We start from the raw sequence: 25,562 nt of genomic DNA, 5'->3' as shown, positions 1-25,562 counted from the left end.
GTCAGTCGGTAGCAGCGAACCGCTCGTTCGCGTAACGCCGGAGATTGTGCAGGAATCGCTGGAACAACCAGCCCATGACCGGTTGTCCCGCGGTCATGCCGAGCCTGCCCGCCAGGCCGCTCGGCTTCATCGCCATCACCCAGGTGAGGTGGCAGCCTTCGGCCGTCTCGGTGACCCGATAGTCCTCTGCGAAGGCCGAGATGGCGTTCGACGTACTCTGATTGAACCGAAATGCCATGTGCGAGAGCGGCTCCCATGCGATGAACTCTTCGTCGCCGACGATGTTGCCGCGCATGCTGACGGTGCGGGTGGTGCCAATGCCGCGGGGCTCCGGGCTGGTCCAGACCACGTTGGTGATCACCGTCGCCCAGTGCGGCCACGACTCCGCATCGCCCAGCACCTCGAACAATTGCTCCGGGGTGATGGCGAGGTCGACCTTGCTGACGAACCGGAACGGTGCGGTGTCGATGAAGTCGAGCGCGACCTTCTCACACGGGTACGTCTTCGCCATGAGTGGACACTTTAGGCGGCGGTGTCTACTGCTCAGCCGGGACCGTCACTGGCGGCGGCCAGCAGCGGAACCAGGACGTCGCTAACGGGGGTGGGGAGCCCGTGCTCGGCGGCCTTGCGGGCGATGACGCCGTTGCGGATGTCCCACTCCAGCGGCCTGCCCTGCTCGCGGTCGGTCAGGATCGACGTCGTCATGTCCTCGGGCACCTCGGTAAAGAGGCTGACGGTCTGCTCGATGAGCTCGTCGCCGAGCTTGGCGCCCTCCGCCCGCGCCACTGCCAGGCATTCGGCGACGTAGCTTCGTGCGAGCGCGGCGATGTCGGCACGCCGGAACATGCCCGACTTCCGTCCAGTCAGCACCATGAATCCGGCCACGGCGTTGACGAGCAGCTTGTGCCACGTCGCGGTCACGAAGTCGGGATCGGTGTCGAGGGACAGCCGCGGGCCGCGCAGCACCTCGAGTCGACTCGCCGCCGGCTCGTCGGGCAGCACCAGGCGGACGGGCGTGCGCAGTCGCACCCAACCGTCGGGCTGCGTCTGCGCCGAGAACCACACGACGGCGGGCAGCACCGTTGACTCCGGGCACCACCTTCCGACGCGTTCGCGTTGTTCCACGCCGTTCTGCAACGCGCAGACGACGGTCCGCGCGTCGCACAGCCTGGCCAGCCACCCGGCGGCGGCCTCGGTCTGGGTGTCCTTCACCGCAAGCAACACGACGTCGACGGGCCCGGCGACTTCAGCGGGATCGGTGCACACCGGCTCGGGCACCACGATCGGAGCGCCGTCGTCGGGCCTGAGCTCGCTGGACGCCCGGGCGGTCCGGCCGCACACCAACACGGGATGACCTTCGGCGTGCACCAGGGCCGCGATCGTCGTGCCGATCGCCCCAGGGCCGACCACGGCGATCGAAGGAGCCTGACCCAGTGCGCGTTCATCCACACTGGCCAAATTACCTATGGAGTCGCCCCTCTAGACTGATGAGTCAGTCCCATCCCATTTCACTAGGAGTTTTTGTGCTGCGCAGCCATGCCGCCGGTTCGTTGCGGTCCACTGAAGTGGATCAGACGGTCACGCTCGCCGGATGGGTGGCGCGGCGTCGTGACCACGGCGGAGTCATCTTCATCGATTTACGGGACGCGTCGGGCGTTGCGCAGGTCGTGTTCCGCGACGCGGTCGTGCTCGAGCAAGCGCACCGCCTTCGGGCGGAGTTCTGCGTCGCGGTCGAAGGCGTCGTGGAGGCCCGGCCCGAGGGCAACGCCAACTCCGACATCGCTACCGGCGACATCGAGGTCAACGCCACGAAACTGACGGTGCTGAGTGAGAGTGCTCCGCTGCCCTTCCAACTCGACGAGACGGCGGGAGAGGAAGCCCGGCTCAAGTACCGCTACCTCGACCTGCGCCGCCAGGGACCGGGCGATGCAATTCGGTTGCGTTCCAAGGTGAATGCCGCTGCTCGCGGAGTGTTGGCGGAGCGCGACTTCATCGAGATCGAGACCCCGACCCTGACCCGCTCGACACCCGAGGGGGCACGCGACTTCCTAGTGCCCGCCCGCCTGCAGCCCGGGTCGTTCTACGCACTGCCGCAGAGCCCGCAGTTGTTCAAGCAGCTGTTGATGGTCGCGGGTATGGAGCGGTACTACCAGATCGCCCGCTGCTACCGCGACGAGGACTTCCGCGCCGACCGCCAGCCCGAGTTCACTCAGCTGGACATGGAAATGAGCTTCGTCGACGCCGACGACGTGATCGCCGTCTCCGAGCAGGTGCTGCGGGCGCTCTGGGCACTCATCGGGTACGACCTACCGCTTCCCATTCCGCGCATCGGGTACGACGAGGCCATGCGACGGTTCGGCTCCGACAAGCCGGACCTGCGCTTCGGAGTCGAACTCGTCGAGTGCACGGAGTACTTCTCCGACACCACGTTTCGGGTGTTTCAGGCGCCGTACGTCGGCGCGGTCGTCATGCCGGGCGGAGCGTCGCAGCCGCGCCGTACGCTGGACGGCTGGCAGGAGTTCGCCAAGCAACGCGGTCACAAGGGCCTGGCCTACGTGTTGGTCGCCGAGGACGGCACGCTTGGCGGCCCCGTCGCCAAGAACCTCACCGACGCTGAACGCGACGGCCTCGCCGCGCACGTGGGCGCGAAGCCGGGGGACTGCATCTTCTTCGCGGCGGGTACGGCGAAGGCGGGCCGCGGACTGTTGGGCGCCACGCGCATCGAGATCGCCAAGCGGCTCGACTTGATCGACCCGGCTGCCTGGGCGTTCACCTGGGTGGTCGATTGGCCGCTGTTCGAGCCTGCCGACGACGCCACGGCCTCTGGTGACGTCGCGGTGGGCTCCGGCGCCTGGACTGCCGTGCACCACGCGTTCACCTCGCCGCAGCCCGAGTCGGAGGACAGCTTCGACACCGATCCGGGCAGCGCGCTGGCCAACGCCTACGACATCGTCTGCAACGGCAACGAGATCGGCGGCGGTTCGATCCGTATTCATCGCCGCGACGTCCAGGAGCGGGTGTTCGCGATGATGGGCATCGACCACGATGAAGCGCAGGACAAGTTCGGATTCCTGTTGGACGCGTTCACCTTTGGGGCACCGCCACACGGCGGCATCGCCTTCGGATGGGATCGCATCACCGCGCTTTTGGCAGGTACCGATTCCATCCGCGAGGTGATCGCGTTCCCGAAGTCCGGCGGCGGCGTCGACCCACTGACCGATGCGCCGGCCCCGATCACCGCGCAGCAGCGCAAGGAATCGGGAATCGACGCCAAGCCGAAATCCGATTAGTGGTTTGTGCACGCGGACGCGTAGGGCGCGATCGCGCGTGCACGGAAACGCGCGGTGGGGAATACGTACGCGCGGTGGCTCCTTGTCCATTGGCATGACCTCTGAGGACATGAATCAAATCGACCGAAGCAAGCTGGTGGCCGATACGGCAGCGCTCGACGACTTCAATCGCGGCGTCGTCGAGGAGTTCCGCGCGAATGGCGGCAAGGTGGGCGGCCCCTTCGAGGGGGGAACGCTGCTGTTGCTGCACACCACCGGCGCGAAGTCGGGCAAGCAGCGGTTGTCGCCGTTGGCCTACCTCACCATCGACGACAAGCTGCTGATCATCGGCTCGTACGCCGGCGCACCGAAGGATCCGGCTTGGGTGCACAACCTGCGCGCCGACCCGAAGGCTCACATCGAGATCGGCACCGAGTCCTACGACGTCACTGTGCGCGAACTGCCCGACGACGAACGGGACGCCACGTACCCGACGATCACCGAGATCGCACCGGTGTTCGCCGAGTACCAGGCGAATACCACGCGGGCGATCCCGCTGTTCGAGCTCATCCGCAGCTGAACTGAGCGACTTCGGCGCGGAAACCCCACACAGCCAAGGTTTCCGCGCCGAAGTCACTATGCGATGGCGTAGTCCAGTTCGAACAGTGCGCGGTTTCGTTGAGGAAGTCCTCGACGGTGTAAGGGTTTCGGCTCAATGCGGGATGCAGAACCCCCGCAGTCATGCTGCGGGGGTTCTGTCACTCTTGTCCGGTTGCAATCCGAAGTTCGCGGATGCTGTTCAGATGCCGCTTTTCCAGGCGAAAGTATGGAATGACGGTCAATTCTCGGCCCATTGCGGGAAAAATCATGACCGACATCTGCCCCGGAACATCGCTGGCACCGACTATCGCCCCGGCGAACACTTCACCGCCAGGAACCTTCTCCAGCACCGAATACGCTACTTTCTGAACCTCCCACCTGACCTGACCGCTGATCGTCAAATCGTTGACTCGATAGAGGTTTCCGTCATCCGCGACGATGTAGACCTCGTCGGCAGCGGTGTCCAGAGTGTGGGCGAAGTCCCACTGGGGTTCGTCGGGCAGAGGCGAGCCGTCTTTGTTTTGGTGTGCCTGAATCAGCGGATCAGCTCTATCGAGAACTGGTTTCGCGTGAATGAGGATTCCGGTCGAACGCAGAACCATCGCCTCGTTGAAGTCCTTGAATGTCTTGTACTCAACGTGTTGCTTGCCGTCTGGGCCAAACAGCTTGCCGTCCGGGGGAATGCTGAAGGCCGGTGAATTCGTTCCCAGCCAACAGCTTTGGACGGGCCAGCAAAGGTTGAGTGCTAACGTGTGGATGTGGTCGGTGGGTACGCCCGACATGGGGGCGAGGTCGGGGAACTGCTCGGACATCGGTTTGTCCCACGGCTTGAACTGGTAGAGGTCAACGCCGTGATAGTTCGCCTTCTTGATCGCGGTGTCGCTGTAGCCCGACGATGAGACGATTGCGCGGTGCGTGACTGAGGGCATGTCGTTGAACTTGTTGACGAGACTGTCCACGTCGTCCACGCTCAGAGCCGTACCCCAATGCTTGACTTCGTAGCCCTTGAAAGCGTGCACACCGTCTTCTGCGTTGACGGTGACAGTCACGTCCACGTCGCGTGTCGAGTCGGAAGCAACATCGGGCACCATTTTGCCCAACGTCACGTCGACCGCGCTGGCGTCCCACTTCAACGCGCACAAGCCGGCGAGGTATTGCACAAGCATGGGCGAGAGGGGAAGCGTCTCCGACGCAGACTTATTGGACACGAATCTAAGTTAACTGACGACACCGACAAGTCACCTGGAGCACGGAGAGCCATAGGCGGATAAGCGGGGTGGTGGCAGCGTGCCTACCACCCCGCGCGGCTATGCCGACCCGACTAGTTCAGCCGCTCGATGATGGTGGCGTTCGCCATCCCGCCGCCCTCACACATCGTCTGCAATGCGTACCGTCCGCCGCGCTGCTCCAAAGCGTTGACCATCGTCGTCATGATGCGGGCACCGCTGGCGCCCAGCGGGTGGCCGATGGCGATCGCGCCGCCGTTGACGTTCGTCTTGGCGAGATCGGCGCCAGTGTCGCGCGCCCACGCCAGCACGACCGGTGCGAACGCCTCGTTCACCTCGAACAGGTCGATGTCGGACAACGCCAGCCCTGCGCGAGCCAACACCTTCTCGGTGGCGGGGATGACGCCGGTGAGCATGTACAGCGGGTCGGACCCGACCACGGTCATGGTGTGGATGCGGGCCAGCGGGCGCAGGCCCAACTCGCGGGCAACCTTGCCACTGGTGATCATCACCGCGGCGCTACCGTCGGACAGCGGCGACGAGTTGCCGGGTGTGATCTCCCAGTTGATTTGCGGGAAGCGCGCCGCGTAGGCCTCGTTGTAGAACGCAGGCTTCAGGCCGGCCAACGTCTCGACAGTCGTTCCGGGACGGATGATTTCGTCAGTGGACAGTCCCGCGATCGGAATTAGTTCGTTGTCGAACAGCCCGTCCTTGGTGGCGCGGGCGGCCTTCTCGTGGCTGCTTGCCGAGAACTCGTCGAGCTCGGTGCGCGAGAGCCCCCACTTGGCGGCGATCAATTCGGCGCTGATGCCCTGTGGGACGAGCCCGTCGGGGTAGCGCTCGCCCATGCCGTGGCCAAACGGGTCACTGCCCGGCAGCACGCTAGAGCCCATCGGCACCCGAGACATCGACTCGACACCGGAGGCGATCACGATGTCGTAGGACCCCGCGAGCACGCCCTGGGCCGCGAAACTGATGGCCTGCTGGCTGCTTCCGCACTGCCGGTCGACCGTCGTGCCTGGAACGCTCTCCGGGAAACCGGCGCCGAGCAACGCGTTGCGGGCAATGTTGACGGACTGATCGCCGACCTGGGTGACCGCGCCCGCGATGACGTCGTCCACCGTGGCCGGATCGATTCCGGTGCGTGCGACGAGCTCGCGCAAGCTGTGGGCGAGCAGGTCGACGGGTAGGACGTCGTGCAATGCGCCGTTGGCCTTGCCCTTCCCGACGGGTGTGCGCACGGCTCCGACGATGACGGCGTCGCGATCCGAATATCCGGCCATTTTGGTTCTCCTGAACTCGTCGCTGAGTACTGCTCTCTATACTTAGATGTAACACCTAGGTCTAGTTCTAACAACCCAGCTGCGGAGTGATGTACATGACAATGCTGCAAGGCGGTCTCGCCGATCGCGACGCGTGGTCGCCGGTGGGGAAGTGCTCGATCGAGAAGACGATGGCGCTCGTGGGGACCAAGTCGGCCATGCTCATCCTGCGCGAGGCCTACTACGGCACCACGCGATTCGATGACTTCGCCCACCGCGTCGGCATCACGAAGGCGGCCACGTCCACCCGGCTGTCCGAACTGGTGGACGCGGGGCTGCTGATCAAACGCCGGTATCAGGAACCCGGCCAGCGCAGCCGCGATGAATACGTGCTCACCGACGCGGGAACCGAGTTCATGCCGGTGGTGTGGGCGATGTTCGAGTGGGGCCGAAAGCACCTGAGCGACACCGGGCTTCGGCTGACGCACCTCGATTGCGGAGCCGAGGCGACCGTCGAGATCCGGTGCGCGAAGGGGCACGAGGTGCCACCCGACGAACTTGGCGTGCGACTCGTCAGGCGCGCTCGGCGAGAAACGCCCTGACCAACGATAGTGTGCGGCGGTGCTGCACTTACGGGTGATTGCCCCGGAAGACCTTCGTGAACAGGTGCTCGACCTGCTGCGCGCCGAGGTCGGCGTCGCCAACCTGCTGCTCTATCCGGGGGCCGCCCTCATGCCGCCCGGTGACGAGATCACCGCCGACATCGCGCGGGAATGCGCGAACGACCTGATCAAGGAACTCAAGGCACTCGACGTACAACACCGCGGGGCGATCACGCTGGAACTGCTCGACACCATGCTGTCGACAAGGGCGCACCGGGCCGAGGACGAGGCGGAGGGCGACCAGGCGGACGCCCTGCTGTGGGACGAACTGATCTCCCGTACCCGCGACGACGCCACGCTGTCCATCACGTTCGTGCTGTTCCTGACGGTGGCGTGCTTGCTCGCGGCCATCGGTGCGGTCACCGATTCGACGGTGACGGTCGTCGGCGCCATGGTGCTGGGACCGGAGTTCGGGCCGTTGGCGGCGTTGAGCGTAGCCATCGTGCGCCGACGAGCAGACCTGGCCCGTCGTGCGGGACTCGCCCTGCTGGTGGGATTTCCGGTCGCCATGGGAAGCACCGCGTTGGCGACCGTCGGCGCAGAAGCGGTCGGGTGGTTGAGCCTCGACACGGTGAGGCACGTCACCGAGGTGGACTTCATCTTCCAGGTGGGACCGATCTCGTTCGTCGTGGCCCTGCTGGCGGGCGCTGCGGGAATGCTGTCGCTGGTGTCGTCGAAGTCCGCGGCACTCGTCGGCGTCTTCATCTCCGTCACGACGGTGCCCGCCGCGGGATTTGCCGTCGTCGCCGCCATCCTCGGCGATTGGGACGTAGCGACGAAGTCGGCCGCGCAACTCTTCGTGAACCTATTGGGCATCGTCGTCGCCGGCGTCCTCGTGCTCGTCGTCCGCCCCCGGTCTGCATCGATCCCGCGCACGACTCGGACCTGAGCCGCCGGGCACGCATTCTGCGCGGGCGTGCCGCGTGTGGTGGGATCAACCCCTATGGGCATCAAGGTGGCGCTGGAGCATCGCACCAGCTACACGTTCGACCGGCTGGTGGAGGTCTATCCACACGTCGTCCGGCTGCGTCCGGCGCCGCACTCGCGTACCCCCATCGAGGCCTATTCACTGAACGTCGAACCGGCCGACCACTTCATCAACTGGCAGCAGGACGCGTTCGGAAACTTCCTGGCCCGCCTGGTCTTTCCCGATCGCACTCGCAGCCTGACCATCACCGTCGGCCTCATCGCCGACCTCAAGGTCATCAACCCGTTCGACTTCTTCATCGAGGAGTGGGCCGAGCACATCGGATGGGAATACCCGAAGGCGCTGCTGGAGGACCTCAAGCCGTATCTACGCCCGGTCGATGAGTCCGTTGACGAGGACGGAGCCGGGTCCGGGCCCGGTGAGCTCGTCGCCGACTGGGTGAAGAACTTCGCCGTCCGGCCGGGCACCCGAACCATCGACTTCCTTGTCGCGCTGAACCAGGCCGTGAACGCCGACGTCGGGTACAGCCTGCGCATGGAACCGGGCGTGCAGACTCCAGACTTCACCTTGCGCAGCGGGATCGGATCCTGTCGCGACTCGGCGTGGCTGCTCGTCTCGATCCTGCGAGAGCTCGGGCTGGCCGCTCGGTTCGTGTCGGGTTACCTCGTTCAGCTGACGTCTGACATTCCGGCGCTCGACGGTCCGTCCGGTCCGGTTGCGGACTTCACCGATCTGCACGCCTGGACCGAGGTCTACGTCCCCGGCGCGGGCTGGATCGGGATGGATCCCACCTCGGGGCTGTTCGCCGGCGAGGGCCACATCCCGCTGTCGGCCACCCCGCACCCGGCGTCGTCGGCGCCGATCACCGGCGCCACCGAGGTCGCCGAGACCGTGCTTGACTTCTCCAACACCGTCATCCGGGTGCACGAGGACCCACGCGTGACGCTGCCCTACACCGAGCAGGCGTGGGCCGACATCAACGCACTCGGTGCCAGTGTCGACGAGAGGCTCGTCGCAGGCGACGTCCGGCTCACTGTCGGCGGCGAACCGACCTTCGTCTCCATCGACAACCAGGTCGACCCGGAGTGGACGACCGACGCCGACGGTCCGCACAAACGAGAACGCGCCTCGGTGCTCGCGGACCGGCTGAAGAAGGTGTGGGCGCCGCAGGGCCTGGTGCAGCGCAACCAAGGCAAGTGGTATCCGGGGGAACCGTTGCCGCGCTGGCAGATCGGGCTTCACTGGCGGACCGACGGCGAGCCGTTGTGGACCAACCCCGACCTGCTCGCCGACCCGTGGGCCACCGAACCCCCAGCTGATTCCGCTGTTCCAGATTCTCCGCAGCGGCTGCTGGCGGCGATTGCCTCTGGGCTGCACCTACCTGCCACTCAGGTACGACCGGCCTACGAAGACGCGCTGAGCCGGCTGGCCAGTGCGGTCCGGCTGCCCGCGGGCGAGCCGCCCGCGCAAGAGGACGACCTCGCTGCCGATGACGCCGACGCCAGGGCCACGCTGATCGACCGGCTGGAGGATCCAGTCGTCGAACCGGCCGCGTACGTGCTTCCACTACATCGCAGGGAAGACGAACAGGGGTGGGCCAGCGCGGACTGGCAGCTGCGCCGCGGTCGCATCGTGTTGCTGGACGGCGACTCACCGGCCGGGTTGCGCCTGCCGCTGAGCTCGATCAGCTGGCGCCCGCCGCGGCGCACCGTAGAGGCGGATCCACTGGCCGCCCGGGGGCGATTGCGGGCCGAACCCGACGTGATCGAAGCCGTCGTCGACGACGAGGACACCGCCCCCACTACGGCGATGGTGGCCGAAGTCCGGGACGGCATCCTCTACGTCTTCCTGCCGCCGACAGAGGAACTCGACCACTTCGTCGAGCTGATCACCCGCATCGAGGCAGCCGCCGCCGCGATCGCCTGTCCGGTGGTCGTCGAGGGCTACGGTCCGCCGCCCGATGACCGCCTGAAGTCGATGTCCGTCACCCCTGATCCTGGCGTCATCGAGGTCAACGTCGCACCGACGGCAAGCTTCGCCGAACAGCGCGAGCAGCTCGAGACGCTCTACGAAGAGGCCCGCCAGTCGCGGCTGAGTACCGAGGCGTTCGACGTCGACGGCACCCACGGCGGAACCGGTGGTGGAAACCACATCACGCTCGGCGGACTCACCCCGGCCGATTCCCCGATGTTGCGGCGGCCCGATCTGCTGGTGTCGCTGTTGACCTACTGGCAGCGGCACCCGTCGTTGTCGTATTTGTTCTCGGGCCGTTTCATCGGCACCACCTCGCAGGCGCCGCGCGTCGACGAGGGGCGCGGCGAGGCGCTGTACGAACTCGAGATCGCGTTCGCCGAGATAGCCCGCCTGACGGGAACGGACGCCAAGCTGGATCATGGTCGCTCCGAAAGCTTCGCTCCGTCACATGGTCGCTCCGCAAGCTTCGCTCCGTGGATCACCGATCGTGCACTGCGGCATCTGCTGACCGACATCACCGGCAACACCCACCGCGCCGAGTTCTGCATCGACAAGCTGTACAGCCCCGACAGCGCCAGAGGCCGACTCGGGCTGCTGGAACTGCGCGGCTTCGAGATGCCTCCGCACTTCCAGATGGCGATGGTGCAGTCGCTGCTGGTGCGAGCGCTGGTGGCGCGATTCTGGGACGAGCCGCTACACGCCCCCCTGATTCGCCACGGCGACAACTTGCACGGCCGATACCTGTTGCCGCACTTCATTATTCAAGACATCTCCGATGTTGCCGCGGACCTGCGGGCACATGGCTACGAGTTCGACACCAGCTGGCTGGACCCGTTCACGGAGTTCCGCTTTCCGCGCATCGGAACCGCCGTCTTCGACGGCGTGGAGCTCGAACTGCGAGGGGCGATCGAGCAGTGGAACGTGCTCGGTGAGGAGTCCACCACGGGTGGGACGGCGCGCTACGTCGACTCGTCCGTCGAGCGCATTCAGGTGCGGACCATCGGCGCCGACCGACACCGGTACGTGGTCACATGCAACGGCGAGCCGATACCGCTGCTTGCCACCGACAAGTCGGACATCCAAGTGGGTGGGGTGCGCTTCCGCGCATGGCAACCGCCCAGCGCGCTTCACCCGACCATCACCGTCGACGGACCACTGCGCTTCGAGCTCGTCGACCTGTCCTCGGGCACCTCGCGCGGCGGCTGCACGTACCATGTCTCGCATCCGGGCGGGTTGGCGTACGAGAAGCCCCCGGTCAATGCGGTGGAGGCCGAATCGCGCCGTGGCAGTCGCTTCGAGGCGACCGGATTCACCCCCGGCAAGGTCGACATTTCCGACATCCGCGAGAAGCAGGCCCGCCAGTCCACCGATGTCGGCGCGCCGGGCATCCTGGACATGCGCCGGGTGCGTACCGTTCTGCGTTGATGGTCCTTCGCGCTAGCGGCTCTCCGGAGCCCAATCCTGCCGTCGGGCAGCCTGACACCGACAACGTGCTGACGCATTACCGAACCGCACGTGCCCAGGAAACCCTGTTCGATCTTCGTGGCGGATCGGGCACCGGGTACGACGAGTTCGTCGACGGTGTCGGCACCGTGCGACCCGCATGGCAGGAACTGGCCGAATGCGTGGCCGAGCGCGGTCGCGGCGGACTGAATCGGCTCCGCACGGTGGTGCGCAGCCTCGTCGACAACGACGGCATCACCTACGTCCAGGTGGACCCGCACGGTGACGCCGTCACCAATGGCGACGGAACGGCCGTGCCGGGTCCGTGGCATCTCGACGCACTCCCGTTGGTGATCTCCTCATCGGATTGGGACACCCTGGAAGCCGGCCTGGTGCAACGGTCGCGGCTGCTCGATGCCGTGCTCACCGACCTCTACGGCGAGCGCCGCTCGATCACCAGCGGAGTACTGCCCGCTCAGCTGCTGTTCGCACATCCTGGTTACGTGCGCGCCGCCCGTGGCATCGAGGTGCCGGGCCGCCACCAGCTGTTCCTTCACGGATGCGATGTCAGCCGCAATGGCGCGGGCGAGTTCGTGGTCAACGCCGACTGGACACAGGCGCCGTCGGGGGCCGGTTACGCGCTCGCTGATCGCCGGGTGGTCGCACACGCCATCCCCGACCTCTACGAGCGAATCGCCCCTCGGCCCGCTTCGCCGTGGGCCCAAGCGTTGCGGTTGGCCCTCATCGACGCCGCACCTGACTCCGCCGAGGAGCCCGTCGTGGTGGTGCTCAGCCCGGGCATCCACTCCGAGACGGCGTTCGATCAGGCGTATCTGGCGAGTGTGTTGGGCTTCCCGCTGGTGGAGAGCGCCGATCTGGTGGTCCGCGACGGCAAGCTGTGGATGCGCTCACTCGGCACGCTCAAGCGGGTCGACGTGGTGCTGCGTCGCGTCGACGCCGAATACGCCGACCCACTCGATCTGAGGGCGGATTCTCGGCTGGGCGTCGTTGGGCTGGTCGAGGTATTGCGCCGCGGGGCGGTCACCGTGGTCAACACGCTTGGCAGCGGTGTGCTGGAAAGCCCTGGGCTGCTGCGGTTTCTACCCGAGCTGGCCGATCGGCTGCTCGGCGAGACGCCGCTGTTGCGGACCGCGCCGCTCTACTGGGGCGGTATCGACGTCGAACGATCGCATTTGCTGACCCACCTCTCGTCGCTGCTGATCAGGCCCGTCGGCGGGGGCGACGCCATCGTCGGGCCCACGTTGTCTGAATCGCAGCGCGAAGAGTTGGCCGCACGTATTGGCGCGTCACCGTGGCGGTGGGTGGGCCAGGAACTGCCGGAGTTCTCCTCGGCCCCAACGGACTACCATCCTGGCGGCCTGTCGGCGGGGAACTTCGGCATGCGGCTGTTCACCGTCGCTCAACGGGGTGGCTACGCCCCGATGATCGGTGGGCTGGGCTACCTGTTAGCCCCTGGTGCCGCCGCGTACAAGCTCAATACCATTGCCGCAAAGGATATTTGGGTTCGCACTCCCGCTCGCGCGACGGCCGAGCGGACCCCAACTCCGACGGTGGATCTGTCCGCCGGTCTTCCGGCTCCGATGACGCCGAGTCCGACTCGCGCGGTGAGCTCACCCCGCGTGCTTTCCGACCTGTTCTGGCTCGGGCGCTACTCGGAACGAGCGGAGAGTACGGCCAGGCTGCTCAACGTCACCCGCGAGCGCTATCACGAATATCGCTACCGCCGCGAGCTGCCCGGCAGTGAATGCGTGCCGGTGTTGCTTACCGCGCTTGGTCAGATCACCGGAACCGACACCGGGGTGGGAGGGGACGCCACCGAGCTGATTGCCATCGCACCAACCACGCTGTGGTCGTTGACCGCCGACCGCCATCGCTCCGGCGCATTGGCGCAATCGGTGGAACGACTCGGGTTGGCCGCCAGGGCCGTTCGCGACCAGATGTCCAACGACACGTGGATGGTGCTGGCCGCGGTGGAGCGCGCGGTCCTTCAGTCGAGGGCTGTACCGCCTGATTCGAGTTCGGAGGGCGAGGCCTACCTGGCCGAAGCGCACAGTCAGACACTCGCGGGAATGCTGGCGCTGTCCGGGGTGGCCGCGGAATCGATGGTGCAGGACGTCGGCTGGACGGTGATGGACATCGGCAAGCGCATCGAGCGGGGCATCTGGCTGACGGCGCTGCTACGTGCGACGCTGACGACGGTACGCAATCCCGGTGCGGAACAAACGATCACGGAGTCGACGCTGGTGGCCTGCGAGTCGTCGATCATCTACCGCAGGCGAACGCTTGGCAGCATCAGTATCGCCGCGGTGGCCGACCTGGTGTTGTTCGACGAGGAGAACCCGCGCTCGCTGACCTACCAGTTCGAGCGGTTGCGGGCCAACCTGAAGGCGCTACCGTCGTCGTCGGGATCGTCGCGGCCGGAACGACTCGTCGACGACGTCGCCGCGAGGTTGCGCAGAATCGACCATGGTGACCTCGAGGTCGTCGCCGACGACGGTACTCGGGCCGAACTCGCCGACCTGCTCGACGGCCTGCATTCCGATCTCCGAAACCTGTCGAAACTCATTACCACGACGCATCTTTCGCTGCCAGGGGAGATGCAGCCGTTGTGGGGGCCGGATGAACGGAGGGTGGTGTCGTGAGCGACGCACCCCTGGCGGTGGCCGGCCGGAGCTACGAGGTCACTCACCGGACGCTGTACCGGTACTCCGATGACGTCACCAGCTCATACGGTCGCGGCTTTCTGACGCCGCGCGACTCGGCGCGACAGCGCTGCCTGTCCCACGAGCTCGTCATCGAGCCCGAGGCCGCCGACAGTTCCACCAGCCGCGACGGATACGGCAACATCAGCTCGTACTTCCACGTGACCGAACGGCACCGCACCCTCACCATCACCAGTCACTCGGTGGTCGAGGTGGATCCGCCTCCCGCCGGGCTCTATGCCACGGGGTCGGCGTCGGCGCCGTGGGAGATCGCGCGCCCAGTCGGTCCGGATGGCGCACTGGCCACCGAGTTCGTCCTCGATCTGCAGCCGCCGGAGATCACCGACGCCGTGCGCGCATATGCCGCCCCCAGTTTTGTGCCCGAGCGTCCACTGATCGAGGTGCTGCGCGATCTGAACGCCAGGATCAACCACGACTTCACCTACCGATCGGGTTCGACGACGGTGTCCACCCAGGTTGCCGAGGTTTTGGCGGCCGGCGAGGGGGTATGTCAGGATTTCGCCCGGCTCGCGATCGCTTGCCTGCGCGCCAACGGTCTCGCCGCCAGCTACGTCTCCGGATATCTCGCGACGGACCCGCCGCCTGGAAAGGAACGCATGGTTGGGATCGACGCGACGCACGCCTGGGCCTCGGTGTGGACGCCGCAGAATCAGTGGCTCGGGTTCGACCCCACCAACAACCAGTTGATCGACGAGCGCTATGTGGTGGTCGGGTACGGCCGCGATTACGCCGACGTCCCGCCGCTGCGCGGAATCATCTACACCGACTCGGAGAGCAGTAAGATCGACGTTTCCGTCGACGTAGCACCCTTCGATGGAGGGATTCTCCGTGCGTGACTTCATCTGTCCCAACTGCGGGCAGCACCTGGCCTTCGAGAACTCCGTCTGTCTGAGCTGCAAGAGCAAGCTCGGGTTCTCGCTCGACGACATGGCCTTCCTGGTGATCGCATCGGGACCCGAGAGCGAGCACGGCGGTGCCGTTGACTCCAGTGAATATCAGCTGTGTGCCAACCTGCATGCGGCCGAATGCAATTGGTTGGTCAGAGTGGCTCCGGTGCGGAGGTTGTGCACGTCGTGTGCCCTGACCCGAACCAGACCCAACGACGCCGACAAGAAGGCCATGGGGGCCTTTGCGACGGCGGAGAAGGCCAAGCGCCGGCTCATCGTTGAGCTCGTCGACTTGAAGCTCCCGATCGTGGGACGTGACGAGGACCCGAACTATGGCCTGGCCTTCGATCTGTTGTCCAGTGAGCTCGAAAAGGTCTTCACCGGCCACGAGAACGGCGTCATCACGCTCGACCTCGCCGAGGGCGACGACGTGCATCGCGAGCAACTGCGCATTGCGATGGCCGAGCCGTACCGCACGTTGCTCGGACACTTCCGCCATGAGATCGGGCACTACTACTACTACCGCCTCGTCGACACAGCGGCCCAGTATCAGCAGACGGCCCGCGAACTTTTCGGCAACGCCGAAGCCGATTACCAGGCCGCGCTCGATCGGCACTACAGCCACGGCGCGCCGCCGGGGTGGGAGTCGACCTACGTCTCGTCCTACGCCACCATGCATCCCGCCGAGGACTGGGCCGAGACGTTCGCCCACTATCTGCACATCCGCGACACCCTCGACACCGCGGCGGCCTTCGGTTTCGCCGCTGCCTCGGCGACGTTCGAGCGAAGGAACCTGGGGCCCAGCGGGTTCGACGCAATCATCGAGATGTGGCTTCCGCTGTCGTGGGCGCTCAACATGGTCAACAGGTCGATGGGTCACGACGACCTGTACCCGTTCGTGCTGCCGACGAAGGTGCTGGAGAAGATGCGGTTCATCCACACTGTCATCGACGAGGTGACGTCCGACCCGGCCAAGCTCGCAGCTGCCAGCGGCAACGGCTAGCCGCACGACTGGCTCGACTCCAAGGGCTTGGATGCTGCTTCGCTGAAACATTCCTGCACTTGACCTGTGGCAAACCTTAGATCATGATCACGGCTCATGATGCGAACGCGATTAGTCCGTGTTGGGGTGGCACTGTTCATCGGTCTGATCGGGTTGGGAGTCACCGCATGTGGCTCGACGATCAAGCCCGAAGGCGCCGCGCAGTCCGTCACCGACCTGGTGTCGGAGAAGACCGATTTCAAGCCGACCGACGTGAAGTGTCCGGACGGGATCGACGCCAAGGTCGGCGTGACGTTCGACTGCCAGTTCACTGGTCCGGACGGTGACTATGTTGCGCACCTGAGGGTGCTGAAGATCGAGGGCGAGCAGGTCCTCTTCGACATCAACACCGAGCTCAAGAAGTAGCGCTCGGATTCAGCTGTCCAGGTCGGGTGCCCACGCCACGCCGTTGATGTGTCCGCCGCCGTCGACGAACAACGTATTGCCGGTCAGGTAGCGCGAACCCTCACTGGCGAGGAACACGGCAACGGGAGCGATGTCCTCGTACGGGTCGCCCATGCGTCCCATCGGGTTCGCGGCGTCGGCCATCGCCTCAAGCTCCGGGTATTCGCCGATCGCGCGAAAGAAGGCCTGGCTCTTGGCCGCCGGGCACAGTGCATTGACGGTCACCCCGGTGGGGGCCCATTCTCGCGCGGCGGTGCGAGTCAACGCACGTAGCGCCTCCTTGGCGGCGTTGTATTCCAGTGAGCCGACGTGTGCGTTGACGCCGTTGAGGCTGCACATGTTGACGACGCGGCCCCAGCCGCGCTCCTTCATGTGTGGGAACGCCGCCCGCATCGCCCAGAACGGGCCGTAGTAGCCGATGGCGACGCCGAGAGCCAACTCGTCGTCGGTCTTCTTCTCGACTCTGGCGAGTCCGCCTCCGCCCCAGGCGTTGTTGACGAGCACGTCGAGCGATCCGTACTCGGCCAATGCCGCCGCGACGGCGGCCTCGACCTGGCCCCGGTCGGCGACGTTGGTCGCGACGAAGAGTCCGCCGACCTCGTCCGCGACGGCTCTTCCGGAGGCCTCGTCGAATTCGGCGACGACCACGCGCGCACCCTCGTCGGCAAAACGGCGCGCGACGCCCGCGCCGATGCCTGCACCCGCGCCGGTGATGAGTGCGACCTTGCCCTCGAGCAGGGCAGTCATCGGATTACCCCAGCGACGCCAGCCGCCAGCAACTCGCGGGCCTCGGTGCCGCCGTCCAGCGCACGGGTGGTGCGGTGCACGATCTGCCACCTGCCGTCCGTCCGATGGAGTCGGAAGTGATTTGCTCCGGCTCGGGACACGTGAAAGCCCTTGGTGCCCTTGACGAACAGCGCGGATTCGCATACCGCGACGGCGGTGTCTCCGTCGACGGTGGCCACGACCGGGCCGAGAAAGTGACAGCAGCCGCGCGAGATGAGATTTTGATGGGCGTCGGAGCGCACCATTGCGGCGACGTCGTCGCGGCTGCGCATCGGCCAACCCTCCACGTCGTATGTGCCGTCGATCGCCCACATCTCGGCGGTCGCGTCGGCTGCTCCGGCATCGACTAATGGACCGTAGGAAGCGATCATGCGCTCGATGGCGCGCTCGTCCTCGAGTCGCCGCAGCCGCTGCTCCAGCGCGTCGATCCGATCGTCGGTCATCGAGTGCCTCCTTCGATTTCGTCGGAAAGCGCACGCAGTGCGCCGAGTTGTGCGCAGTAGTGCTCGGGCGAGTCCGCCGCGATCGCGCAGGTGGCCGACGTCGCGCCCAATTCCCGGAGCGCCAGCAGTCGCCGCCGGACCTCGTCGGGTGTCCCGGTGGGATCGAGCGGTCCACATGGCAGCACGACCTCGAAGTCCGGCGGAAGCGCAACGGCGGCAAGCATTTTCGCGATGTCCTTTGCGCGCAACCCGAACGGGATCCAGCCATCGGCCAGCGTGACGGCACGCCGCAAAGACCGCCCCGTGCGCCCGCCCACCCAGATCGGCACGCGCTCCTGCGCGGCGCACGGATCCATCACCACCGAGTCGTAGCTGAAATACTCGCCGGAATAGGCGGGCCGGTTGGTCGAGAACGACGCGCGCAGCGCCCGTAGTGCGTCGTCGGCGCGTGGACCCCGGTCGGTGAACGGAGCGCCGAGCAATTCGAACTCCGCCTCGAGTGAGCCGACTCCGACGCCGAGGATCAGTCGGCCGCCGCTGAGCCGGTCCAGTGTTCCGTATCGCTTGGCGATCGCCAGCGGATGGTGATAACCGAGCACCACGACGGCGGTGGCCAGTCGGATCCGTGTCGTGCGCGCAGCCAGAAATGCCAGCGTCGCAACGGGATCCCAGTAGGTGGACCCGCGGATGGCCGCGTCGTCCTCGGGCACGATGACGTGCTCGGGGCACGTCAGGTAGTCGAATCCGAGCCCATCGGCGGTTTCGGCGATGCGGACGATGTCCTCGACCTCGGCGGCTAGTTCCCAGTTCGAGGACGCACCTGGCATCCGTATGACCACCGGGGTGGACAGTCCGATCCGCACGCCCGGTTATATCCCGCGCCGGGCCCGGCGCGGGTCTTGCGTCCCGATGACCGGGACCGCTACGTTGGTAGAACCAATTCTCGTTCAGGGGGCCGCGATGGCGATGGTCGATCGGTTCACGTCGATCATCGACGCATTCGACGACACCACCACGGGGCTGAGCCTCGACCAGGTAGCCACCCGCGCCGAACTGCCCCGATCGACGGCCCACCGGATTCTCGACCACCTGGTGCGGTTGCAGTGGTTGCAGCACACCGAACGCGGTTATGGCCTTGGCGCGCGGGCGATTTCGTGGGGTGCCGGGGACGCCGCCGATCTCCGGCTGCGGGAGGCAGCCGCGCCCGTGCTGCACGAGATACAGGTGCGGACCGGCTCCGTCGTGCACTTGGGGGTGCTCGACGGGCACGACGTGGTGCACGTCGACAAGCTCGCGGGAGCGCTCGCCGAGCGGGTACCCACCCGTGTCGGAACACGCCTGGCCGCCGACCGGGTGGCCCTGGGACTGGCCGCGCTGGCGGCGACGTCAGCCGACGATGCCTCCGTCGACCTGGCCGCCGAACTTCACCGTATTCGCCGCGCGGGCGGACTCGTGCGCTCCGGTGACTACGCGGCAGGGTTGACTTCTGTCGCTGCCACCGTCAGAGGCGGCGCCGCAGTGGGAATCGTGCTGCCAGAGCAGATTTCCGGAGATCGATACCTGCCGCTGGTACTCGACGCGGCAGCCAGGATTCGGCGAGCTCTCGGCTCGCCGTCTTAGTCGGGCCCGATCAACTGCTGCATGAAGCGATGGGTGCCGAGCACGACCTTGGCCCGGTCGGGGTGGTTGCGTCGCACGATGTCCTCGGTGTTTCCGCCGGCAATGAAAACCGGCCCATTCGGCAACTGCGCCAGTCCTTCCCGCGCGACGTCGGCCGGCTCCGCGACCTTGAGGCCCGGCACGTCGAAGTTCAGCCCCACCCGTTCCATCGCCGGCGTTCGGGTGACGCCGAGCACCAACTCGAGGACGTGGACGTCGTACTCGCGTAGCTCCAGCCACAAGCTCTCGGCGAAGATGCGGCCGAACGCCTTCACGCCCCCATAGACGCTGTGCCGCATGGAGCCAAGGTAGCCCGCCATGGACCCGACGAACAGAAGCCCGCCGCGGCGGCGCGCCCGCATCGGGCGGCCGAAGTGCTGTGCCAGCGCCATCGTCGCGGTGATGTTGAGCTCGATGACCCGGCCGAAGTCCGATAGCTCGGCGTCGAGGAAACGCTCGCTGCAGGTGTTGGCTCCCGCGTTGTAGATCAACAGCCCAACCTCGATGTCGGCGGTCGCGTCCGCGATGGCGGCGACGCTCCCCGGGGCCACCAGATCGATTGCCAGCGTGCGGACTTCGACGCCAAGAGCGCGACAACTCGCGGCCGTCTCGGCAAGTGGGCCGGGCTTGCGGGCCAAGAGCACGAGGTTGAGCCCCGCCTCGGCGAGCAGTCGGGCGAACTCCGCGCCCACCCCTTCGGACCCACCGGCGATGACCGCCCACGGCCCATACCCATCGAGTTCCGTCACGGTTCGATGGTCACGCAACGTCGAGACCCATGCGGGAGTCGTCCCGCTCATCGGTACAACACCGGCGTGACGGCACCCATGGCCGATACTCGGGGACATGGTGCGAATCGGCGAGCAGCGGTCACCCGCGCTGCCGTCGACCAGCGACCAGCAAGCCCGTCGGGCCGCGATCCTGACGGCAGCCACCCGGCTTGGCCGCGCCAGTGCGATCGACCGGATTCATGCTCGGGAGATCGCTGCGGAGGCAGGCGTTGCGCTACGCACGCTGTACCGCTACTACCCGTCCAAGTACCACGTGTATGCCGCCGTGCTTCAGTTCCAAGTGGCGGAACTGGGTGCGTCCGCCCGACCCGACACCGGTGCCGCTCCTGCCGCTGCGGTGGCCGCACTGATGGCGGGGGCTTGCCGAAACATGTTGCGACACGGACATCTTGCCCATGCGATGATCACCTCGACACAGACGGTGCGAGCGCAATCGGGCGCCATCGGCGACCACACGGTTCGCGACCTGATCCTGCGCACCGCAGGCGTGGCGGACCCGACCGACGAGCAATTGCGCATCGCCCGATTGATCGAACAGGTGACGTTCGGGGTGCTCACCTGGACGGTCGGAGGAGAGGTGGACGCGACCGACGCGGTCGACGACGTCCGGCGCGCCTGTGAGTCGCTGATCGGTGACTCCTTCGGTTGATGACGGTGTGGCGCCACCGCGTTGGCGCCACGTCTTCCTAGGATTCCTCCGGTGACTGATCGATACGGCTCCGACGTGCTGGCCCGCGACCCGCATGGGTCGAGGCGGCCCCGATCCACCGAGCAACCCGTGGAAATCGGCCTGGTGGTCGAGGATGCGCAGACCGGGTACGTCGGCGCCGTGGTCCGCGTCGAGTACGGCCGGATGGAACTCGAAGACAGGAATGGGCACCGGCGCCCGTTTCCCGTCGGTCCTGGCTACCTGATCGACGGGAAACCGGTGATCCTGACCGCGCCGCGCAAGGCGGCCCCAACGGCCGCGGCCACGACCGCCTCTGGCTCGGTGGCCGTCAAGGGGGCCCGCGCCCGCGTGGCACTGGCCAGTCGCATCTACGTCGAAGGACGCCACGACGCCGAACTCGTCGAGCAAGTCTGGGGCGACGACCTACGTGTCGAGGGCGTCGTCGTCGAATACCTGGGCGGGGTCGACGAACTCGTCGATGTCGTGGCCGACTTCCGCCCCGATCCGAACCGTCGGCTCGGGGTGCTCGTCGACCATCTCGTCACGGGTTCCAAGGAGGCGCGCATCGCCGAGGCCGTCCGTCGCAGTCCGGGTGGCGCCCACACGCTGGTGGTGGGGCATCCGTTCATCGACATCTGGCAGGCGGTCAAGCCCGCCCGGCTGGGCATGGCGCAGTGGCCGGTCGTGCCGCGCGGCATCGATTGGAAACACGGCGTCTGTGAGGCCGCGGGCTGGCCGCACGCCACGCAGGCCGACATCGCGGCGGCGTGGCGTCGCATTCGCTCGCGTGTCCGGGATTGGAACGATCTGGAACCCGACCTGATCGGGCGCGTCGAGGAACTCATCGACTTCGTGACCGCGCCCGACGGATAGCGACGGCCGCCGAAACCTGCGAATTCGGCCCATCCGGGAATTGAGGGTGGACGCGACCGTCGGAATACGCGACCATCCCTGGCATGACCGAGCCTCAGCCGCCGTACGAGCCACCTCCGCTATACGGTGACCAGCCACTGCCGCCGCCCGCGAATCCGTACGGCCCTCCGCCGTCGAACTTCGGGCCGCCCCCGGCGTATGGCGCCCCGCCCCCGCCCTACGGCGCCCCGCCGCCGCCCTACGGCGCGCCGCCGCAGTACCCGGGCAACAATCCCTATCCGCAGCCAGGGGCGCCGTTCGGGGTCGACGCCTATGGGCGCCCGCTTTCGGACAAGAGCAAGATGCTGGCCGGGCTGCTGCAGTTGTTCCTCGGCACATTCGGTATCGGCCGGTTCTACCTCGGCTACACGGGACTCGGCGTGGCCATGCTGCTGCTTTCGTGGCTGACCTGTGGCATCTGGCCGTTGGTCGACGCGATCCTGATCCTGGTGGGCAAGGTGCCCGACTCGGACGGGCGGACGCTGCGCGAGTGAGCGGGCGCTCGGCGCGCCTGTGGTATGCCTGAACCGTGTCCGACGGCCTGTTCGACCTCGCTGGCGACTCCGGTCACGCTGAGCTTGGGGCCGGTGCGCCGGCGTCGGCACCGCTGGCCGTTCGGATGCGGCCGACGAGCCTCGACGAGGTAGTGGGACAGGGCCACCTGTTGCGGCCCGGATCGCCGCTGCGCAGGCTCGTCGACGGTTCGGGCGCGGCATCGGTGATCCTGTACGGCCCGCCAGGAACCGGCAAGACCACGCTTGCCTCGCTGATCTCGCAGACGACGGGGCGCCGCTTCGAGGCCTTGTCGGCGCTGTCGGCCGGGGTCAAGGAAGTCCGTGCAGTCATCGACGTGGCGCGTCGGTCGGCGGTTCACGGTCAGCAGACGGTGTTGTTCATCGACGAAGTGCACCGATTCTCCAAGACCCAGCAGGACGCGCTGCTGGCCGCTGTCGAGAACAGGGTCGTACTGCTGGTGGCGGCCACCACCGAGAACCCGTCGTTCTCGGTGGTCGCGCCGTTGCTCTCGCGATCACTGATCCTGCAACTGCAGCCGCTCACGCCCGAGGACATCCGGGCCGTCGTCGAGCGCGCCATCGCCGATCCTCGGGGACTGAACGCCGCCGTCGAGGTGGACTCCGATGCCGTCGACCTGCTGGTGCAATTGGCTGCCGGCGACGCGCGGCGTGCGCTCACCGCACTCGAGGTCGCCAGTGAAGCCGGCGAGCGGGTGACGGTCGAGACCATCGAGCAGTCCCTCGACAAGGCAGCGGTGCGCTACGACCGCGACGGCGACCAGCACTACGACGTGATCAGCGCGTTCATCAAGTCGATTCGCGGATCCGACGTGGACGCCGCGCTGCACTACCTCGCCAGGATGCTGACGGCGGGGGAGGACCCGCGGTTCCTGGCGCGGAGGTTGGTGATCCTCGCCAGCGAGGACGTCGGGATGGCCGATCCATCGGCCCTGCTGACCGCGGTGGCCGCTGCGCAGACCGTGGCACTGATCGGCATGCCCGAGGCTCAGCTGACGTTGGCACACGCAACCGTGCACCTCGCCACGGCGCCCAAGTCGAACGCGGTGACGACCGGTTTGGGCGCGGCCATGGCCGACATCAAGGCGGGGAAGGCGGGGTTGGTGCCTGCGCACCTGCGCGACGGCCATTATTCGGGCGCCGCCGCGCTGGGCAACGCGCAGGGTTACAAGTACCCTCACGATGATTCGGATGGCGTTGTCCCGCAACAGTATCCGCCAAGCGAACTCGTTGGCGTGGACTACTACCGGCCGACTGCCCACGGCGCCGAGCGCGACCTCGGCAGCCGAATCGACAAGCTGCGCGCCATCATTCGGCGCGGCCGCTAGGCGTGAGATCAACTTTTTGCAGAGGAAGTGCGAGTAGCGGCCTGCAAAAGGTTGATCTCACGGAAGCGCTCGCTCGAATCACCCCTTGACACCGCCGCCGAGTGCCCCTAACTTTGTATTCAATCAATTGATTGATCAAAGAAGAGGTTGACAATTGAGAAGTGATGCAGACGCGGAGACTGGGCTCGACCGGGCGTTCCTGGCGTTGGCCGACCCGGTCCGACGGGCCATCGTGGCGCGGTTGTCACGCGGCCCGGCGACGGTGAACGAGCTGGCCGAGCCGTTCGACATCACGAAGCAAGCGGTGTCCAAGCACATTCAGGTGCTCGAGCAGGCCGGGTTGGTGACGCGCAGTCGCGATGCCCAGCGCAGGCCCGTGCACCTGGACGCGGCCGCTCTGGAGCGACTTACCTCCTGGATCGATCGCTATCGGTTGGACGCCGAACGCAATTACCGCCGACTGGACGAACTGTTGGCAACCATGAACGAGGACAAGGGGAAGCCACGATGACGAACGCACTCAACCTGATCGCGCCGGTCGACACACTGGCGATGGACTTCACTCGCGAGTTCGCCGTACCGAGGGAGACGCTGTTCCGCGCACACGCAGAGCCCGACCTGGTGAAGCAGTGGCTGGGCCCGGCGAGCAACGAGATGTCCATCGACCGTTGGGATTTCCGGACCGGCGGCGGTTATCGCTACCTTCACCTGGGCCCCGACGGCGGCGAGTACTGGTTCAACGGGATTTACCACAGGGTGAGGGACGACGAGCTCATCATCCAGACCTTCGAATTCGAGAGCGCGCCTGACATGGTCAACATCGAGTTCATGTGGTTCGAGGCGCTCGGCGCCGGCCGCAGCCGGTTGCGTGGCCGCTCCATCTGTCCGAACGTCGAGGCTCGCGATGGGCTGCTGTCGTCGGGGATGGAGGGCGGGATGACCGAGGGCTACGACCGGCTCGACGCGCTGCTGGCATCGGCCTGACACTCAGGCTTGGGCAGCGACTCATCGAAAATGGCGTTGCCGCCGGGATCCTCGAAGATCGTGAGGGGGAATCACGATATTTCGAGTTCACTGATCCCGACGGCAACGCATGGAGAGTGCGGCAGATGAAGGTCGGGGCGGGAACCCCTACGGCCGCACTGAAGTCGGTTAGCGCAGCAGCCCCGAGCGGCGGCGTCCTCCGAAGATGCCCGTGCGGCGGCGGCCCATCAAGGCGGACAGCAGCGCGACACCTACCGCCGCGACGACGACCTGCACGAGAAGTTCGAGCCAGTCGATGCCATTGGTCATGGTGGGGATTCCGAGTGCTCGCGCGAGGGCGGTTCCGATGAAGGCCGAAACTATGCCGACCAGAACCGTGACGAGCATGCCTATACGTTGCTTGCCGGGTACGAGGAGGCGGCCGAGCACGCCGACCACGATGCCGATCAGGATCGCGGTGATCACGCCGGTGATGGTCATTTTCTGTCCTCCGTAGATGAGTGGTTGAAGAGCAATACCCCGGAGCCTTCGAAATAAACACCAGCGTCAACCAAGGTGCGCTCGTAGGCTCATCGACGTGGATTCCAACGTGCTCGACGTAGACACCGCGCAGCGGACGACGGCCGATCTCACCGCTGAGGTGAAGGCGTTCTGTGCAGGCCGTGGCGACGGGTTGTGCAACGTCTTCGTCCCACACGCCACCGCTGGGGTCGCGATCATCGAGACCGGCGCGGGCTCCGATCACGATCTGATCGACACGCTGGAGCGGCTGCTTCCGCGCGACGACCGCTACCGGCACGCCCACGGCTCGCCGGGGCACGGGGCGGATCACGTCTTGCCCGCCATCGTGGCGCCGTCAGTCACGCTTCCGGTGCAGGGTGGGCAGCCGATGTTGGGCACCTGGCAGAGCGTGGTGCTCGTCGACCTCAACCGCGACAATCCCCGGCGCTCGGTGCGGTTGAGCTTCGTCAAAGGCTGATTGGGCACCAGTCGGGTCTGCCGTTCGTTGCGCTT

26 protein-coding genes are annotated in these 25,562 nt (G+C 66.5%); 17 read left to right on the top strand and 9 right to left on the bottom strand.

Translation table 11 applies throughout. The features are described 5' to 3' along the window. Position 1: 1 nt before the first annotated feature. Together SLQ30_RS01545 and SLQ30_RS01540 are read right to left on the bottom strand one after the other, a co-directional pair. Positions 2 to 511 carry an SRPBCC family protein gene (locus SLQ30_RS01545; RefSeq protein ID WP_319445082.1) on the bottom strand — a complete coding sequence of 170 codons (510 nt, stop codon included), beginning with the start codon at positions 509 to 511 and terminating at the stop codon, positions 2 to 4. Between the two features lie 32 nt (positions 512 to 543). Beyond that, the gene (locus tag SLQ30_RS01540; protein WP_319445081.1) at positions 544 to 1,449 is read right to left on the bottom strand and encodes an oxidoreductase; all 906 of its coding nucleotides are present in this window, start codon (positions 1,447 to 1,449) and stop codon (positions 544 to 546) included. A 38-nt stretch (positions 1,450 to 1,487) separates the two neighbouring features. On the opposite strand from SLQ30_RS01540, the gene aspS reads away from it, so the two are divergent. Together aspS and SLQ30_RS01530 are read left to right on the top strand one after the other, a co-directional pair. Further along, positions 1,488 to 3,290: an aspartate--tRNA ligase gene (gene aspS, locus SLQ30_RS01535; RefSeq protein WP_319445080.1), complete on the top strand. Its 1,803-nt coding sequence runs from the start codon at positions 1,488 to 1,490 to the stop codon at positions 3,288 to 3,290. Positions 3,291 to 3,399: 109 nt separating this feature from the next. Continuing rightward, a complete protein-coding gene (locus SLQ30_RS01530) occupies positions 3,400 to 3,849 on the top strand; it encodes a nitroreductase family deazaflavin-dependent oxidoreductase (RefSeq protein ID WP_319445079.1) in 450 nt (149 codons plus the stop codon). 178 nt (positions 3,850 to 4,027) lie between these two features. On the opposite strand, the gene SLQ30_RS01525 is transcribed toward SLQ30_RS01530, so the two are convergent. Both SLQ30_RS01525 and SLQ30_RS01520 read right to left on the bottom strand, forming a co-directional pair. Next, positions 4,028 to 5,077 carry a hypothetical protein gene (locus SLQ30_RS01525; protein WP_319445078.1) on the bottom strand — a complete coding sequence of 350 codons (1,050 nt, stop codon included), beginning with the start codon at positions 5,075 to 5,077 and terminating at the stop codon, positions 4,028 to 4,030. A 113-nt stretch (positions 5,078 to 5,190) separates the two neighbouring features. Then, the gene (locus SLQ30_RS01520; protein WP_319445077.1) at positions 5,191 to 6,378 is read right to left on the bottom strand and encodes a thiolase family protein; all 1,188 of its coding nucleotides are present in this window, start codon (positions 6,376 to 6,378) and stop codon (positions 5,191 to 5,193) included. A 95-nt stretch (positions 6,379 to 6,473) separates the two neighbouring features. Here SLQ30_RS01520 and SLQ30_RS01515 point away from each other — a divergent pair, with 95 nt between their 5' ends. The 7 genes from SLQ30_RS01515 to SLQ30_RS01485 all read left to right on the top strand — a co-directional run bounded on the left by SLQ30_RS01515 (position 6,474) and on the right by SLQ30_RS01485 (position 16,403). Continuing rightward, complete coding sequence (locus tag SLQ30_RS01515) at positions 6,474 to 6,959, top strand: helix-turn-helix domain-containing protein (protein ID WP_319445076.1); 486 nt, start codon at positions 6,474 to 6,476, stop codon at positions 6,957 to 6,959. Between the two features lie 19 nt (positions 6,960 to 6,978). Next, a complete protein-coding gene (locus SLQ30_RS01510) occupies positions 6,979 to 7,908 on the top strand; it encodes a DUF389 domain-containing protein (protein WP_319445075.1) in 930 nt (309 codons plus the stop codon). Positions 7,909 to 7,962: 54 nt separating this feature from the next. Next, complete coding sequence (locus SLQ30_RS01505) at positions 7,963 to 11,346, top strand: transglutaminase family protein (protein ID WP_319445074.1); 3,384 nt, start codon at positions 7,963 to 7,965, stop codon at positions 11,344 to 11,346. After that, positions 11,346 to 14,027 (top strand): circularly permuted type 2 ATP-grasp protein, encoded by a 2,682-nt coding sequence (locus SLQ30_RS01500; RefSeq protein ID WP_319445073.1) that lies wholly within the window; start codon positions 11,346 to 11,348, stop codon positions 14,025 to 14,027. The genes SLQ30_RS01505 and SLQ30_RS01500 overlap by 1 nt, the downstream gene beginning before the upstream one ends. Further along, positions 14,024 to 14,944 carry a transglutaminase family protein gene (locus tag SLQ30_RS01495; RefSeq protein WP_319445072.1) on the top strand — a complete coding sequence of 307 codons (921 nt, stop codon included), beginning with the start codon at positions 14,024 to 14,026 and terminating at the stop codon, positions 14,942 to 14,944. The genes SLQ30_RS01500 and SLQ30_RS01495 overlap by 4 nt, the downstream gene beginning before the upstream one ends. Then, positions 14,937 to 15,998, top strand: coding sequence for a putative zinc-binding metallopeptidase (locus tag SLQ30_RS01490; RefSeq protein ID WP_319445569.1), 1,062 nt, complete (start codon positions 14,937 to 14,939; stop codon positions 15,996 to 15,998). Before SLQ30_RS01495 ends, SLQ30_RS01490 begins: the two co-directional genes overlap by 8 nt. A gap of 126 nt (positions 15,999 to 16,124) precedes the next feature. Then, positions 16,125 to 16,403: a DUF4333 domain-containing protein gene (locus SLQ30_RS01485; RefSeq protein WP_319445071.1), complete on the top strand. Its 279-nt coding sequence runs from the start codon at positions 16,125 to 16,127 to the stop codon at positions 16,401 to 16,403. A gap of 9 nt (positions 16,404 to 16,412) precedes the next feature. On the opposite strand, the gene SLQ30_RS01480 is transcribed toward SLQ30_RS01485, so the two are convergent. Genes SLQ30_RS01480 through SLQ30_RS01470 form a run of 3 tightly spaced genes read right to left on the bottom strand, consistent with a single transcriptional unit; the run spans position 16,413 to position 18,534 of the window. Next, positions 16,413 to 17,189: an SDR family oxidoreductase gene (locus SLQ30_RS01480; RefSeq protein ID WP_319445070.1), complete on the bottom strand. Its 777-nt coding sequence runs from the start codon at positions 17,187 to 17,189 to the stop codon at positions 16,413 to 16,415. Then, positions 17,186 to 17,671 carry a nuclear transport factor 2 family protein gene (locus tag SLQ30_RS01475; protein WP_319445069.1) on the bottom strand — a complete coding sequence of 162 codons (486 nt, stop codon included), beginning with the start codon at positions 17,669 to 17,671 and terminating at the stop codon, positions 17,186 to 17,188. The genes SLQ30_RS01480 and SLQ30_RS01475 overlap by 4 nt, the downstream gene beginning before the upstream one ends. Further along, on the bottom strand, positions 17,668 to 18,534 hold the full coding sequence (locus SLQ30_RS01470) for an LLM class F420-dependent oxidoreductase (protein WP_319445068.1): 867 nt from the start codon (positions 18,532 to 18,534) through the stop codon (positions 17,668 to 17,670). The genes SLQ30_RS01475 and SLQ30_RS01470 overlap by 4 nt, the downstream gene beginning before the upstream one ends. A 97-nt stretch (positions 18,535 to 18,631) precedes the next feature. On the opposite strand from SLQ30_RS01470, the gene SLQ30_RS01465 reads away from it, so the two are divergent. Then, positions 18,632 to 19,291: an IclR family transcriptional regulator gene (locus tag SLQ30_RS01465; RefSeq protein ID WP_319445067.1), complete on the top strand. Its 660-nt coding sequence runs from the start codon at positions 18,632 to 18,634 to the stop codon at positions 19,289 to 19,291. On the opposite strand, the gene SLQ30_RS01460 is transcribed toward SLQ30_RS01465, so the two are convergent. After that, entirely contained in the window at positions 19,288 to 20,079 is a 792-nt protein-coding gene (locus SLQ30_RS01460) for an SDR family NAD(P)-dependent oxidoreductase (protein ID WP_319445066.1), read from the bottom strand. The two genes, SLQ30_RS01465 and SLQ30_RS01460, sit on opposite strands and share 4 nt — an antisense overlap. A 97-nt stretch (positions 20,080 to 20,176) precedes the next feature. On the opposite strand from SLQ30_RS01460, the gene SLQ30_RS01455 reads away from it, so the two are divergent. From SLQ30_RS01455 to SLQ30_RS01430, 6 genes are all read left to right on the top strand, one after another. Beyond that, a complete protein-coding gene (locus SLQ30_RS01455; RefSeq protein ID WP_319445065.1) occupies positions 20,177 to 20,770 on the top strand; it encodes a TetR family transcriptional regulator in 594 nt (197 codons plus the stop codon). Positions 20,771 to 20,821: 51 nt separating this feature from the next. Further along, positions 20,822 to 21,664: a DUF3097 domain-containing protein gene (locus tag SLQ30_RS01450; RefSeq protein WP_319445064.1), complete on the top strand. Its 843-nt coding sequence runs from the start codon at positions 20,822 to 20,824 to the stop codon at positions 21,662 to 21,664. Positions 21,665 to 21,747: 83 nt separating this feature from the next. Continuing rightward, positions 21,748 to 22,197, top strand: a complete 450-nt coding sequence (locus tag SLQ30_RS01445) for a TM2 domain-containing protein (RefSeq protein WP_319445063.1) — start codon at positions 21,748 to 21,750, stop codon at positions 22,195 to 22,197. Positions 22,198 to 22,232: 35 nt separating this feature from the next. Then, positions 22,233 to 23,564, top strand: coding sequence for a replication-associated recombination protein A (locus SLQ30_RS01440; RefSeq protein WP_319445062.1), 1,332 nt, complete (start codon positions 22,233 to 22,235; stop codon positions 23,562 to 23,564). Between the two features lie 154 nt (positions 23,565 to 23,718). Continuing rightward, positions 23,719 to 24,075, top strand: coding sequence for a metalloregulator ArsR/SmtB family transcription factor (locus SLQ30_RS01435; protein ID WP_319445061.1), 357 nt, complete (start codon positions 23,719 to 23,721; stop codon positions 24,073 to 24,075). Continuing rightward, positions 24,072 to 24,548 (top strand): SRPBCC family protein, encoded by a 477-nt coding sequence (locus SLQ30_RS01430; protein WP_319445060.1) that lies wholly within the window; start codon positions 24,072 to 24,074, stop codon positions 24,546 to 24,548. The genes SLQ30_RS01435 and SLQ30_RS01430 overlap by 4 nt, the downstream gene beginning before the upstream one ends. A gap of 168 nt (positions 24,549 to 24,716) precedes the next feature. On the opposite strand, the gene SLQ30_RS01425 is transcribed toward SLQ30_RS01430, so the two are convergent. After that, positions 24,717 to 25,028 carry a GlsB/YeaQ/YmgE family stress response membrane protein gene (locus tag SLQ30_RS01425; protein WP_319445059.1) on the bottom strand — a complete coding sequence of 104 codons (312 nt, stop codon included), beginning with the start codon at positions 25,026 to 25,028 and terminating at the stop codon, positions 24,717 to 24,719. Between the two features lie 109 nt (positions 25,029 to 25,137). On the opposite strand from SLQ30_RS01425, the gene SLQ30_RS01420 reads away from it, so the two are divergent. Then, entirely contained in the window at positions 25,138 to 25,527 is a 390-nt protein-coding gene (locus SLQ30_RS01420) for a secondary thiamine-phosphate synthase enzyme YjbQ (RefSeq protein ID WP_319445568.1), read from the top strand. Positions 25,528 to 25,562 lie beyond the last annotated feature (35 nt).

This window comes from Mycobacterium sp. RTGN4 (genome assembly GCF_033804635.1).
Classification (GTDB): domain Bacteria; phylum Actinomycetota; class Actinomycetes; order Mycobacteriales; family Mycobacteriaceae; genus Mycobacterium.
This window is presented reverse-complemented; position numbering and strand designations above follow the sequence as displayed.

Excerpts from the sequence above, each read along its gene's own strand:
- SLQ30_RS01545 (WP_319445082.1), bottom strand. The coding sequence starts at position 511 with ATGGCGAAGACGTACCCGTGTGAGAAGGTCGCGCTCGACTTCATCGAC.
- aspS (WP_319445080.1), top strand. The coding sequence starts at position 1,488 with ATGAGTCAGTCCCATCCCATTTCACTAGGAGTTTTTGTGCTGCGCAGC.
- SLQ30_RS01530 (WP_319445079.1), top strand. The coding sequence starts at position 3,400 with ATGAATCAAATCGACCGAAGCAAGCTGGTGGCCGATACGGCAGCGCTC.
- SLQ30_RS01520 (WP_319445077.1), bottom strand. The coding sequence starts at position 6,378 with ATGGCCGGATATTCGGATCGCGACGCCGTCATCGTCGGAGCCGTGCGC.
- SLQ30_RS01515 (WP_319445076.1), top strand. The coding sequence starts at position 6,474 with ATGACAATGCTGCAAGGCGGTCTCGCCGATCGCGACGCGTGGTCGCCG.
- SLQ30_RS01505 (WP_319445074.1), top strand. The coding sequence starts at position 7,963 with ATGGGCATCAAGGTGGCGCTGGAGCATCGCACCAGCTACACGTTCGAC.
- SLQ30_RS01500 (WP_319445073.1), top strand. The coding sequence starts at position 11,346 with ATGGTCCTTCGCGCTAGCGGCTCTCCGGAGCCCAATCCTGCCGTCGGG.
- SLQ30_RS01480 (WP_319445070.1), bottom strand. The coding sequence starts at position 17,189 with ATGACTGCCCTGCTCGAGGGCAAGGTCGCACTCATCACCGGCGCGGGT.
- SLQ30_RS01475 (WP_319445069.1), bottom strand. The coding sequence starts at position 17,671 with ATGACCGACGATCGGATCGACGCGCTGGAGCAGCGGCTGCGGCGACTC.
- SLQ30_RS01465 (WP_319445067.1), top strand. The coding sequence starts at position 18,632 with ATGGCGATGGTCGATCGGTTCACGTCGATCATCGACGCATTCGACGAC.
- SLQ30_RS01455 (WP_319445065.1), top strand. The coding sequence starts at position 20,177 with ATGGTGCGAATCGGCGAGCAGCGGTCACCCGCGCTGCCGTCGACCAGC.
- SLQ30_RS01445 (WP_319445063.1), top strand. The coding sequence starts at position 21,748 with ATGACCGAGCCTCAGCCGCCGTACGAGCCACCTCCGCTATACGGTGAC.
- SLQ30_RS01430 (WP_319445060.1), top strand. The coding sequence starts at position 24,072 with ATGACGAACGCACTCAACCTGATCGCGCCGGTCGACACACTGGCGATG.
- SLQ30_RS01425 (WP_319445059.1), bottom strand. The coding sequence starts at position 25,028 with ATGACCATCACCGGCGTGATCACCGCGATCCTGATCGGCATCGTGGTC.